Raw genomic sequence first — 13108 nt, forward strand, 5'->3', positions numbered from 1 at the left:
GTATAATGTAAAATATTGAAAGGAAATTTAAATATAGTGAAATAAGTGTAATAACAGTAAAAATAAATTAGTATTATGAAAAACAAAAGAGAGTAGATGCCTGGACGATTAGCGATATATGATGATACATCATTTAAAGAGGATGCAAAAGAGCTTATAAGAAATGATATGGTTATAAATCTACATGCACGATATAATATCCCACCAACTATTCCAATACCTGCATTATTAAATAATGGCAACTATTTATATACTCATTTTGGTTATCTTCCTTCTTGGGCGAGTAGTAAAAACTCTATGAATATAAATGCACGAAGTGAAAGTATTTATGAAAAGAAAACATTTAGAGATTCTTTCAAATATAGAAGATGTATTATTCCTATAAATGGTTTTTATGAGTGGAGAGTAGAAGAGAAAGAAAAAACTCCTTTTTTAGTAAGTGATATGAATAAAGATTATATGGCACTAGCAGGTATTTGGGATGAATATTTTGATAGTGAACTTAATATGAATATTGTAACAGTTGCTTTAATTACTTGTGATGCAAATGAAAAGCTAGGAGAAATACATCATCGAATGCCAGTTGTATTAGATAAAAAAGATTTTAATACTTGGCTTCATTGTGATGATATAAAAAAAGTAAATGAGCTATTTGCTATATATCCAAATGAAAAACTAAAACTATATGAAGTTAGAAATGAAGTGAATAAAGTAGCATTTGATGAAGCTTCATGTCTTGATGAGGTAATTGCTGAAAAAGAGGAAGAGAATGAGCCAAAAGAGATAGGACAATTATCTCTTTTTTAATCATTTTTTATAATTTAAAAACCAAAGCTTCCAAAGATTAGTATATATGATTTTATAGCTAGTTAATTTAAGTGTATGTTTTGGTTTTAACCGTTTGAAATAGCTTTTTAATACTTGTGTTTCTTGAGACTTATTTAGCTTGAATTCTATACAAATATTTGCTATATCAAAGAACCTATCGTTGATACAGCTAAATTCCCAATCTATAAACTTTACTTTACTATTGTGAAACAAAATATTTTGTTGGTTCAAATCATGGTGAGATAGAACTGCTTCAAATTTGTATTTCTTTAGCTTTTTTAGCTCACTTAGAGCTTCTTTTATAAGCTTTTTTGCTTCTTTATCTTTTAGTTTTTTCCCATAGTTTTCAAAATCTTTTTTTAAGTCATATTTAGGCTGATTTATTTTAATACTATGTAATTTTTTTAGACTTTTTACAAGGGCTTTTATATCTTGTTTTTTTAGTTTTTCTTTATGTGAACCTTTTATAAAATCACAAATCATAAGCTCTTTTTTTTCATCTAATAAATAGGGTTTTGAAGCAATACCTTTTTTGAAAGCTTTCTTTTGTATTTTGAACTCTTTTTTTCTACTGTGTTCATCTTGATGATAATGTTTAAATACTCTTATTAAATAATCATTTCTTGAACTTTTTAATTTATATATAGTGTTACATAAACCTTGAGTTTTTAATAGTTTTAGATTTAACAACTCTTCATTTGAAAATAGTTCGTATCTTTTAAGCTTTTGAAGTTTCATACTCTACTTTCCATCTTCTGTATGCAACAAAGGCTAAAATTGTATAAATTACAAATAAGATAGCTGTCAGATTTAGACCTTTTTGAATATAGATATAAATAGAAATAAAATCAATAACTATCCAATATATCCAGTTCTCCAGTATTTTTTGAGCTAACATATATGTAGAGAATACTGCAAATATAGTAGTAAAAGAGTCAATATATGCAAAATCTGCACTAGTATAGTTACTCATTATAAATCCGAATACAAGTGAAATTACCGAAAGCAGGGCAATGATTTTGATGTTTTTGATTAAACCATAAGTACTTACTTCAAGTTCATTATTTTGTAATCTTCCTCCGTATTTCCATGCATACCAACCATAAATAGCCATTATTAGATAGTAGACATTTAATGCACTATCCATTAGAAGTGAAACATCAAAGAAAATGATTGAATAAATTAGTGTAGAGAAAAATGCAGCTGGCCAACACCATATATTTTGTTTTATTGCAAGTATTAAATATGCAATAGCTAAAGCCATAGCTATTGCTTCCCAGTTTGATACGTAGTTTAATGATTCAATTATATTATTTAAAAAACTTTCGATTATAAATCCTTTTTATTTGTGGAAATATATCAAAATAAAAGTAAAACTATCTACTTTCCTAAAAGTTTTTTTATTTCTGGTTCTATTTCTACAGGTTTTGTACTAGATCCATATCTCTCAATTACTTTACCCTTTGAATCAATTAAAAATTTTGTAAAGTTCCATTTGATACCAGTAGTGCCGAATATTCCTGATGCTTCTTTTTTTAGATAAGTATATAAAGGAATTTCATTCTCTCCGTTTACATCTACTTTTGCAAACATATCAAAATCAACACCATAAGTTAATCTACAAAACTCTTGTATCTCTTTATTTGATCCTGGTTCTTGACTTCCAAACTGATTTGAAGGAAAACCTAATATCATAAACTCTTCATCTTTATAGTCTTGAAATAGTTTTTCTAATCCTTCATATTGAGATGTAAAGCCACATTTACTTGCAACATTTACAATAAGAAGTACTTTTCCTTCATATTTTGATAGAGAAATTTCTTGTCCCTCTATATTTTTAACTTTGTAATCATAAACACTCATTGATTCTTCCTTTGCAAACATTGTACTAATGCTTAGAATAAATATTAATAAAATTTTGTAAAACATGACATATCCTTATTAATTATATACCAATCTTATCAAAATAAAATATCTTTTCGTAGAAGTATTATGTTCTTTTATAGATTGTTGAACGATTTCTACCTTGTTGTTTTGAAACATATAATGCCTCATCTGCTTTAGCTACTAAATCATCTAAGTCTTTATCGTCTTTTTCTATTTCTGATATACCAATACTAACTGTTGTATTAATATGATAATCTCTTTTTATATATGGTGTATCAAATATACTTTCTCTGATTTTTTCAGCTAATACAAAAGCCCCTGAAGCATCTACATTATGTAATAATATTACAAACTCTTCTCCCCCAGTTCTTGCTAAAATATCTGCTTTTCTAATTTGTTTATTCATAGTTGAAGAAACTAGTTTTAATATTTCGTCTCCAATTTGATGCCCATAAGTATCATTTACTCTTTTGAAGAAATCAATATCAATACAAACTAAACTAATTTTATATCTTTCTCTTTTTGCAACATTAAAAGATTGAGAACCGACTTTGAAGAAGTATCGTCTATTTGGAATATTTGTAAGAAAATCTTGCATAGAGATTTGCGTTAATTGCTCATTGGCTTTAGAGAGTTCTTTTGTTCTATCTTTTACTTTTTTCTCTAGGGTTTTATTTAATCTAAGAATATTTTTTTCTCTATTGTATATTGATTGAACAGCAAATGTAAAAATTGAAATAAAAGCAATTGATGTAAGAAAAGTAATCATATATAATAAATCAGTTTTTGAAGTAATTAATTGTACATTTTCATTATAAGTATCAATAGGAATACTTACTCTTAATCCACCAATAATATCACCTTCTTTATAACCTTGACTTTGATGACAAGATAAACATGATTTTTTTACTAGTAAAGTTCCTAGATAATGATATTTATCTTCTTCAATACTTGAATAGTTTGTTTGATTAGGATTATTCTCAAGAAATTTCAATGCTCTTTTTTCAAACTTATCTGGCATATTATTAGGATTAATTGGTTGTAAGCTCGTAATTCTAAAATAATACTTCTCTTTTTTATTAGATAATTCAGAAATTTGTCTTGTCATCCACGCTGGATTTATTTTTATTAGTAGCTCATTGTCTTTAGTATAAATATGATTATCTTTTAAATATGGGTTAGGTTTCATTCCATCATGTGCTTTTATATAAACTCCACCATGATTAGAAGCCCATTGTCTAGTATTTACAATGTTATTGAATAAAGATGTAGCTTTTTCGTATAAGACTTTTTTTGATATTTCAATATAATTTATTTTAGAATAATTAATATAATTTACAATAAATAAAGTAAAAACAAAAATTACGGTAATAATAGAAAAGATAATAAAATTTTTATTTCGCATAGCCCTAAATACCTCGCTTCTATTATTATACAATAAAAAATAATGTTTTAATGCTTTATTTATAACAATAAATAGACAATTTTTACGTAATCATCTTGTAATTAAATAATAATAGTATTTTGTTAATAAAAAGGAGATAATAATGGAAATTTTATATGTTATGTTAACTAGTGTTATTGTTGTTGGATTTACTTCTTTATTAGCTGTGTATTATATGAGTAAGAATAAAAAATATATTTGATTGTTTTTGAAAATGGTCGGAGTGAAAGGACTCGAACCTTCGACCCCCTGGTCCCAAACCAGGTGCGCTACCAGGCTGCGCTACACTCCGTCCGTTGTAAGTAGGGCGGAATTATAGTTTCTTTTTAAACTTTTGTCAAGGGCATTTTTGAAAATATTAATTTTTTTTGATAATTTCTATATCGTTTACTGTTTCAATTAATGATTTTAGTGTGCCATCTTGCATTTGTAAAGTACCCTTACTTTTGATTCTACCTTTTGAATTGTATGTAAAGTTATAGTTCTTATCAAAGTCAACTTCAATAAATTTATCTTTTTTAACTTCAATTCTTTCAGGTTTAACATCATTTTTAGCAGCTTTCTTTAAAATATAGATTATTGCATAATTGTCTTTTTTATATTTTGTATCATCATTTTTCTCACCATTAAAATCATCATTAAAGAATACAAATTTATCTTTTCCTAATAAAAAACGAGCAATTTTATTTGTAACTCTAGCTTCTAGGTAGTTGTTTTCTAATGAATCAAAATTATCAATCTCTCCAAGTGTTATTCCCTTGAAGCTAATTGTATAGTTTGCAAATGCAAAATTTGCCATTATAAGTAGTGATAGTAGTAGTTTCATAAAATATGTCCTTTGTAATAAAGATAATATTATAGCTAAAATGTATATCTATTGTGAATAAATAGATTATTTAAAAGGATTCGTCTTTTCAATTAATATATCTTCATTATCTACAAATCTATCACATTTTTTACCATTTAGTTTTCTACAAATATTTTGCCATCTTCTTGTATGTCCTGAGTTTACTTTTGAGAAGTCTTTTAATTCAAACATTATTGCATGTGCATATTCATGTGGTAAAACATGAGTAATCATATATTGACTATTTTCTTGAAATCTTTTTTTATTAAGATATATTTTTATTTGACCTTTTCTATCATAGATTGTCATACCAAATCTTTTTGCAGACATTTGATCTGAAATAATAAGAGGGAAGTCTCTTTTTATTTGTAGTTTAGTATATGCAAGATATTTAAGTTCTTGTTGTTTTGTTTTTATTTGTTGTTGAATATTTTTATTTAGTGGGTTTTTAATAAAGCTGTAGTCTTGGTACCAAAGATAAACTAAAAGTGCAAGAGCACTAATAGTTGTTATAAAAAAGAATTTTTGTAAGTTTTTAAAAAACATTTCACGGATTAAACTGTTTTCATAAGAACATCTCTAAAGTGATTTAGTTCTTTCATTTTTTCATCATCTCCATCATTAATATCTGGATGATATTTTCTTGCTAACTCTTTATATTTCTTTTTAATCTCTTCTTTTGTTGGATCACTTGTAAATCCAAAGAAATCTTTTGCCTGTTGTACTTCATTGTATCTTGGTTGATTTGCAAAATTTGAAAAGTCTTGTTGATCAAAGCCTTTGAAATCATTAAAATTGAAATTACCTTGCGAACCTTGCTGGAACTCTTGGCCGTTGAACTTAAAATTAAAACCACTTGATTTCATCTTTTTCTTGAAGTTTCTTATTATCATATAACCTATTATTAGGATAACTCCTATAATCATTAAAAATGTGCCAAAGTTCGTAAAAATCAAATATAAAATAAAAAATAGTATTGATAATCTTATTAATCTATTAAAAATATATATAATGGTGTTGTTCATAAAAGTCATTCCTTAAAAATTTCATGGGTATTATAGTATTCTTTTTTCAATAAGTAAATTAAGTATAAAACTTATATCAAAATAAATTATATAAATTAGATGTGTTACAAAAGTTATCATTAAAAGTGACAATATTTGCTATTTTCATGCTATTTTATTTTTTATCATAAAAATGTCACATTCAAGGAATATTCTTGTTTTTAGTAAAAACAAGGAGGATTGTCATGAGTATAGGTTTACAAGCATTTTTCGCTGCATTACCGATTTTACTTGCTGGTATTTTATTAGTAGGTTTAAGAATTTCTGCAAAGAAAGCTATGCCATTAGTTTACATTGCAACAGTAGGGGTTGCATTTGTTGTTTGGGAGGTATCTTTTAATAGAGTTATGGCCTCAACTATTCAAGGTCTGCTTATTACAGTTGCCGTATTATGGATTATTTTTGGAGCGATTTTATTATTAAACACTCTTAAACATTCAGGTGCAATTGCAGTAATTAGACAAGGGTTTAACAATATTAGTCCAGATAGAAGAGTTCAGGTAATTATCATTGCATGGTTATTTGGTTCATTTATTGAGGGTGCTTCAGGATTCGGAACACCAGCTGCGATTGCAGCTCCATTATTAGTTGCTATTGGATTCCCAGCAATGGCTGCGGTTATGGTTGGTATGATGATTCAATCTACTCCTGTATCATTTGGTGCAGTTGGAACTCCAATTTTAATTGGTGTTAATAAAGGTTTAGATTCAGAAGGTATTGGCGCAACATTAGAAACTATGGGTTCATCTTGGGATGCTTATTTACAAGTAATTACATCACAAGTTGCCGTTACTCACGCAATAGTTGGAACAATGATTCCATTATTTATGATTATTATGTTAACTAGATTCTTTGGTCAAAATAAATCTTGGTCTGAAGGTTTAGGAATTTTACCATTCGCTATTTTTGCAGGTGTTGCATTTACAATTCCTTACGCATTAACTGGTGTTTATTTAGGTGCTGAATTCCCATCATTAATTGGTGCATTAGTAGGGTTACCAATTGTTGTATTAGCTGCAAAAGCTGGATTCTTAATTCCTAAGAAAACTTGGGATTTTGCTCCTAAAGAAAAATGGCCAACTGAATGGATTTCTAAATTTGAAGTTAAATTAGATTCTTTATCAGACAAAATGCCAATGTCTTTAACAAAAGCATGGATTCCATATGTATTAGTTGCTGCTATTTTAGTATTAACTAGAGTTTCTGATGAAGCTAGAGCATTCGTTAAATCATGGGTTATTCCATTCAAAGATATTTTAGGTGAGGGATTAGGTTATTCTATTACTCCATTATATTTACCAGGTGGGATTTTAGTATTTGTTGTTATTTTAACTTACTTCTTCCATGGAATGAAACTAAAAGAAATCGGTGCTGCTGTTTCTGAATCATCAAAAGTAATGATTGGTGCAGGGTTTGTATTAATCTTCACTATTCCATTAGTAAGAATTTTAATTAACTCTGGCGTTAATGATTCTGGATTTGATTCTATGCCTGTTGCAATGGCTAACTTTGTAGCTACAAATGTTGGTGAGATTTATCCATTATTTGCTCCATTAGTAGGTGCTTTAGGTGCATTTATTGCTGGATCTAATACTGTATCAAATATGATGTTAGCACAATACCAATTTGGTGTTGCAGATGCATTAGGAATTTCAACTGCATTTATGGTTGCACTTCAAGCTGTTGGAGCTGCTGCTGGTAATATGATTGCAATTCACAATGTTGTTGCCGCTTCAGCTACTGTTGGTTTATTAGACCAAGAGGGTGAAACATTAAGAAGAACTGTGATTCCTACAATTTACTATTGTTTATTAGCAGGTATTATTGGTCTAATTGGAATGTATTCATTACACTTAGTTGATCCATTAATGGGTTAATTCTTTTATAGAGAAGATATTCGTATCTTCTCTATTTTTTACTTTCAACTCTCTTCAAAACAAAATAAAACTTCATTAAAGCCCATTTTATAGTACTTTTAACCTCTTCATAATTTTATATATGTTAGGGTGTTAACATTAAATATAACAAATATATTAAGGTTAGTAATGCTAGAGACTTTATTTGGCAAAAAAGAAACATTAGAAGAAATAATAATCAAAAAACCGTTCCATGAAAGTTCTGTACATAAAAGACTTTCAAAGTTTGAATTAGATGTAAATAATCCTTTTTTACTTCACTTGTGTGCTAAAAATGATTGTGCAGATGCAATCTCATATTTAGTAAGAAAACAGAATATTAATGTAGATGCATTAAATGCAGATGGTGAAAATGCACTTTTTATTGCAATACAAAATAATGCAGTTGCAGCCGCAAGAGCTTTAATTGTTGATAAAATTAATATTGAACATACAAACTTAAGAGGTACGTCAGTTTTACATCTTGCTGCAAAATATAATCTTATGGATATTCTTAATATTTTGCTAAATACTGTTAAAGATATGAAGCAAGTGGACAAGCATGGAAGAAATGTTCTTTTTTATGCAATACAATCAAAAAATATTGATATGGCAAAAAGAGTATTAGATATCACAGAAATTGATATTAACTACAGAGATAATGAGAAAAATACAATTTCTCACCTAAAAGAGATTGCTTCAAGTCGAGAATTATTAAATGAGCTATTAAAGCAAGGTCTAAATATTGATGCTTTAAATAAGAACAATGAAGATTTCATTTATATAAATTGTTTAGACTTAAATCTTGCAGAAGATATTATTCACTATGCTTTGAAAAAAAGTATTAATATAAATAAAGAGTATGAACTTATTGGTAACAATATTTTAAGAAGAATAATAAATAAAATTTTATCAATTGATATTCAAATCTTTGAAAATAAAGGACTAGCTTCTAAATATCAAGATAGATTTTTAACTTTCTTAGATCATGGTATTGATGTAAATAGTTTAAATGAAGATGATGAAAATATTCTTTTTGAAATTGTTCGTTCTGGAAATGATTTAATTTTAGATTTTATTTTAAATAGAACTAGAGTAGATATTAATCAAAAAAATAAATATGGTCAGAATCTATTAGATATTGCAATCTTTTATATAAAACCAAATAATGAATTAATAAAAAAATTAATTTATTCAAATATTGATTGTACTATGAGAGATAAAGATAACTTTACTGTAATTGAAAAGATTGTTGATCTAATTATGAGTGATGCCCTGCCAAATAGACAAAGAAAAGTAGGGAAACTAAAAAGCTATAAAAATGTTAATTATAATCAACTTTTAAATCTTATTTTAGATTATTCAAAAATTGATATTAATACATTAACTTTTGATGATGAACCATTAATTTTTGAAATTGCTTCTTCTTTTTATACACCACTTTTAGATGTATTTAAAAAGTATGGAGCAAATCTAAATATAAAATCTAAAAAAACAAATTTAAATGTTTATTATAGAGTTTTAGAAGCTGGTAAAAGTTCAAAAGATGAAAGAATGTTATTCCTAAAAACATTAAACTTTTTAGTTGATTCAAATGTAGATTTAGATTTCAGGGACTCTTTTGGTGGAACGGTTGTTCACAAGGCAATATTAGATCACGATTTACAAGTAATAACTGTACTTACAAAAAAAGTTGTAGATTTTTCATCTAGAGATAGAAAAGGTAGAACTTATATTCACAATACAGTTTGGAGTGAAAAAGTTGATATGCTTAAAAAAATAGCATTCAAAGATAGAGATTTAATTAATAAACCTGATAAGTTTGGACTTTTACCTATTAATTATGCTGTTATTATGGGGAAAAAAGACATTGTATTTACTTTAATTAAATTAGGTGCATATTTAAATAATCCAAATAAAATTAATGAACAGTTTAAAGAACAATTCTTTACAAAACTTGGAAGACTTGATGATATCTTAAATTCATCAATGAGTGTTAATGAGAGAACTTTAATGACAAAACTTGTAAAAAGTATGCAAGAAGAATTAAATATTAAATAGTTAATTACTCTTTATTTAGTGGTAGAGTTACTAAAAACTCTGCTCCTATTTGTTTTTCACCTTTATATTCAAAAGTAGTATTCTTAACTTTTAAATCTCCACCTATATTTTTATTCAAAATACTTTTAGACATATATAAACCAAGACCAGTTCCTTTTTCACCTTTTGTTGTGAAATAAGGTGTGAATATATTTGCTAGTACTTCTTCTTCTATTCCATTTGCATTATCTTTAATTGATATATATGCATTATTTTCATTCTTATATGTTTTAATTATGATTAATTTTGTTGAAAATTCTTTTCTTTCAAGTAATGCTTCTTTTGCATTTTTTAAAATATTTATAAGAACTTGTAGCAGTTCATTCTCTAAGCTTTTAATAGTGAATTCTTCAATCTCTTTTACAATTATAATATCGTTGTTTTTAAGTTGTGATTCCACAAGACTAAGTGTTCTTTGAATAGTGTCTGATATTTCAAAGTTTTGATGTGTTTTATTAGGTACAAAAAAGTCCCTAAAATCGTCTATTGTTTGAGATAAATAATTAGAAGAGTTGATAATTTTTTCCATGTCATCATTCAACTTACTTTCGTCAAACATGTCATACTCTTTTTGTACTTTAATTCCAGAAGAAATAGTAGAGATTTGATTTAGAGGTTGTCTCCACTGATGTGCAATATTTGCAATCATTTCACCCATTGATGCCATTTTTGATTGTTGGTACATCATTTCATCTTTTTCTTTACTCTCTAGAATTTTTACTTCAATCTCTTTTTTATAATTGATTAATCTTTTTTCTAATTCTTTAGAGATAAAAAATGAAATGATTAATAGTAATAAAGTAACAACACAACTAATAAGTAAAATATGTTTTACATAAGAGTTGTTTTCTTCTGTAATAAAGACTCTTTTTTCTTCTATTTGTTTATTTAAAGCTTCTGTATAAAAACCTGTTCCTATTGCCCAATTATAAGGTTCAAAAGCTTTTATATAAGATATTTTTTTATTGCTTCGCGCTTTATCATCTGTATTTAATGTAGCAACATAAGAGAAGTATTCTGACTTTTTATCTTTTGCAAACTCTATAATATCTTTTACTAAATATCTACCGGCTTGATTTTTAACATTTAATCTATTAGTGTTAATAAATTTTTTATTATAGTGAGCTAGATAGTTTCCCTCAAAATCTATAACAAAGATATAGTTGTCATTTTGGTATCTAATATCTTTTATATAATTTAGAAGTTTCTTTTTTAGATTGTTCTCAAAAGTTTGTATATATTCCCCTGTGCCAATTGCAAGATCATAGGGTTCAAAATATTTATAAAAAGAGATTTTTTTGAATCTTTCTTCTGTATTATTCCCTTGAAACCAGTAATAAGAGTCAAATCGTTCTGATTTATTCTCTATAGTTTTTTGTACTGTTTTAAAGAATTGGTATCCATTTGCATCTATATCATTTAGAAAACTTTTCCCTTCAAATTCAGGGTTTAGAGGTTGTAAAAGACTTGTTCCGTCTTTTGCATCCATGAAGATATATCCTCTTCCATCATTGAAGATAATACTTCCTAAAGCTTTTTTGATTATTTGAAAAGTATTTTCATCATCATTTTTATGTTTTTCTTGTTCATAAATAGCACTTGCAATTGCATGAGCTTCATAAACTCTTTTTTTAATAGAGGCTTTTAGTAGTTCTTCTGTTTTTTCTTTTTCTAGTTCTATAAACTTGTATATTCTTTCAACTTCTTCTTTGATTCTTTGTTTGTTTGTATTGTAGTAATCCTCTTCCATTTGTAAAACTTCTTTTTTAAAGTCTTCTTCTTTTTCTAATAAAACTAATTTGGTAGTGAATAGTGAGAGTAGTACAACGAATATAATAGGTGCGTATTTAATGAAGAAAATTATGATATTGTCATTAGTGTTGATTTTCATCCAAGGCCCTAGTTCAAAGATATGTATAATCTTTGATATGTATATAGCAGAGTTATATTAAATATAATTATATAATATAACCCTTTAGACAATAATAAAATAAGAATTAAAAGTATATATTTTCTGTTAGGTCTTTAATTTGTTTTAACATAGCTTCATGATCATTGTATTTTAAATTGATTGGGTATAACTCTTTTTTGTACTTTAATACTAATGATGGAAAACTTCTAACATATAATGAACGTCTTAAATTAAGCTCATCTTGTAAGTCTTGCTCAATCTTAGATGATTTTAAATCCTGCTCAAATTTTTTTTCATCTAAACCTATTTGTTTTGCAACTTCTGTTAGAGTATTTGCATCACTTGGATTTTTTGCTTCTTGATAATAAGCTTCTTGAATACCTGCTATCATTTCATCTTCTTTACCTTCATATCTTGCAAGCATAGTAGCTTGGCATGAAAGATAAGTTGAACGTCTTGGTTGGCAGTTTCTCCAAAAATCATGATTGAATTTTGTTCCTACTTGTTCTTCTATTTGGTACCAAATATTTTCAATAGTTTCTTGTTGCTCTTTAGGCATTGTTTCATTACTATGTTTTGCTAAACCACCAACAACATGAACTAGTTTTATATTTGATGCTAATTCTTCTCTTAATTTATCTAATGTTGGTTTAAAGGCATAACACCAAGAACACATTGGGTCATGTACATGATAAAGTGTAATAGTCATTTTATTTCCTTAAAAATTGTTTGTATATATACAAAAAATATAATAAAAATGCTTTTATGTTAATGAATTTTTAAAATTATGAATTATATTTCTTTGCTATCTAGCTTTAAATTTAATATTGTAGAATATTAAACATAATATAAAAAGGTTTATAATGGATTATGAAGAGTTTGAAAAAGCTGTTGATACAATGGGTGTATTAACTAGAACTTCTAGAAAAGATTTAAAACAAAAATATCTTAAATTATCAAAACGATATCATCCCGATATGCCAGAAGGTAGTGATGAAAAATTTAAAGAAGTAAAAGAATCATATGACTTATTATTAGCATATATGGATTCTTATTGTTTTAGCTTTGACAATGAGGAGTTTAAAGAGCAATTTCCTGCATTTACGAATTACAAAAATTGGAATAGGTAAA

Annotated in this window: 13 protein-coding genes and 1 tRNA gene; 4 read left to right on the forward strand and 10 right to left on the reverse strand. The window is 26.8% G+C overall.

What is annotated here, in order from left to right; translation table 11 throughout:
* The first annotated feature begins 96 nt into the window (after positions 1–96).
* The gene (locus ALEK_RS05535; RefSeq protein ID WP_071627256.1) at positions 97–807 is read left to right on the forward strand and encodes an SOS response-associated peptidase; all 711 of its coding nucleotides are present in this window, start codon (positions 97–99) and stop codon (positions 805–807) included.
* Here the strand turns inward: ALEK_RS05535 and ALEK_RS05540 are convergent, their stop codons facing one another.
* The 8 genes from ALEK_RS05540 to ALEK_RS05575 all read right to left on the reverse strand — a co-directional run bounded on the left by ALEK_RS05540 (position 808) and on the right by ALEK_RS05575 (position 6031).
* On the reverse strand, positions 808–1566 hold the full coding sequence (locus ALEK_RS05540) for a choline/ethanolamine kinase family protein (RefSeq protein ID WP_071627257.1): 759 nt from the start codon (positions 1564–1566) through the stop codon (positions 808–810).
* A complete protein-coding gene (gene pnuC, locus ALEK_RS05545) occupies positions 1547–2161 on the reverse strand; it encodes a nicotinamide riboside transporter PnuC (RefSeq protein ID WP_306341349.1) in 615 nt (204 codons plus the stop codon). Before pnuC ends, ALEK_RS05540 begins: the two co-directional genes overlap by 20 nt.
* A 47-nt stretch (positions 2162–2208) precedes the next feature.
* Positions 2209–2691, reverse strand: a complete 483-nt coding sequence (locus tag ALEK_RS05550) for a glutathione peroxidase (RefSeq protein WP_071627310.1) — start codon at positions 2689–2691, stop codon at positions 2209–2211.
* 127 nt (positions 2692–2818) lie between these two features.
* Positions 2819–4120: a diguanylate cyclase gene (locus ALEK_RS05555; protein ID WP_071627259.1), complete on the reverse strand. Its 1302-nt coding sequence runs from the start codon at positions 4118–4120 to the stop codon at positions 2819–2821.
* A 254-nt stretch (positions 4121–4374) separates the two neighbouring features.
* Positions 4375–4451 (reverse strand) — tRNA-Pro (locus ALEK_RS05560).
* 66 nt (positions 4452–4517) lie between these two features.
* Positions 4518–4985, reverse strand: coding sequence for a hypothetical protein (locus tag ALEK_RS05565; protein ID WP_071627260.1), 468 nt, complete (start codon positions 4983–4985; stop codon positions 4518–4520).
* A gap of 66 nt (positions 4986–5051) precedes the next feature.
* Positions 5052–5552: a SprT-like domain-containing protein gene (locus ALEK_RS05570; protein ID WP_071627261.1), complete on the reverse strand. Its 501-nt coding sequence runs from the start codon at positions 5550–5552 to the stop codon at positions 5052–5054.
* A gap of 8 nt (positions 5553–5560) precedes the next feature.
* Entirely contained in the window at positions 5561–6031 is a 471-nt protein-coding gene (locus tag ALEK_RS05575) for a DnaJ domain-containing protein (protein WP_071627262.1), read from the reverse strand.
* A gap of 224 nt (positions 6032–6255) precedes the next feature.
* Here ALEK_RS05575 and ALEK_RS05580 point away from each other — a divergent pair, with 224 nt between their 5' ends.
* Both ALEK_RS05580 and ALEK_RS05585 read left to right on the forward strand, forming a co-directional pair.
* Positions 6256–7947 carry an L-lactate permease gene (locus ALEK_RS05580; protein ID WP_071627263.1) on the forward strand — a complete coding sequence of 564 codons (1692 nt, stop codon included), beginning with the start codon at positions 6256–6258 and terminating at the stop codon, positions 7945–7947.
* A 168-nt stretch (positions 7948–8115) separates the two neighbouring features.
* Positions 8116–10026, forward strand: coding sequence for an ankyrin repeat domain-containing protein (locus tag ALEK_RS05585; protein WP_071627264.1), 1911 nt, complete (start codon positions 8116–8118; stop codon positions 10024–10026).
* A 4-nt stretch (positions 10027–10030) separates the two neighbouring features.
* Here ALEK_RS05585 and ALEK_RS05590 read toward each other — a convergent pair whose 3' ends face one another.
* On the reverse strand, positions 10031–11956 hold the full coding sequence (locus tag ALEK_RS05590) for a sensor histidine kinase (protein ID WP_071627265.1): 1926 nt from the start codon (positions 11954–11956) through the stop codon (positions 10031–10033).
* A gap of 106 nt (positions 11957–12062) precedes the next feature.
* A complete protein-coding gene (locus ALEK_RS05595; protein WP_071627266.1) occupies positions 12063–12686 on the reverse strand; it encodes a DsbA family protein in 624 nt (207 codons plus the stop codon).
* A 154-nt stretch (positions 12687–12840) separates the two neighbouring features.
* Between ALEK_RS05595 and ALEK_RS05600 the strand changes: the two genes are divergently transcribed.
* Complete coding sequence (locus tag ALEK_RS05600; protein WP_071627267.1) at positions 12841–13107, forward strand: DnaJ domain-containing protein; 267 nt, start codon at positions 12841–12843, stop codon at positions 13105–13107.
* Position 13108 lies beyond the last annotated feature (1 nt).

Origin of the sequence: Poseidonibacter lekithochrous (genome assembly GCF_013283835.1) — a bacterium.
Classification (GTDB): domain Bacteria; phylum Campylobacterota; class Campylobacteria; order Campylobacterales; family Arcobacteraceae; genus Poseidonibacter; species Poseidonibacter lekithochrous.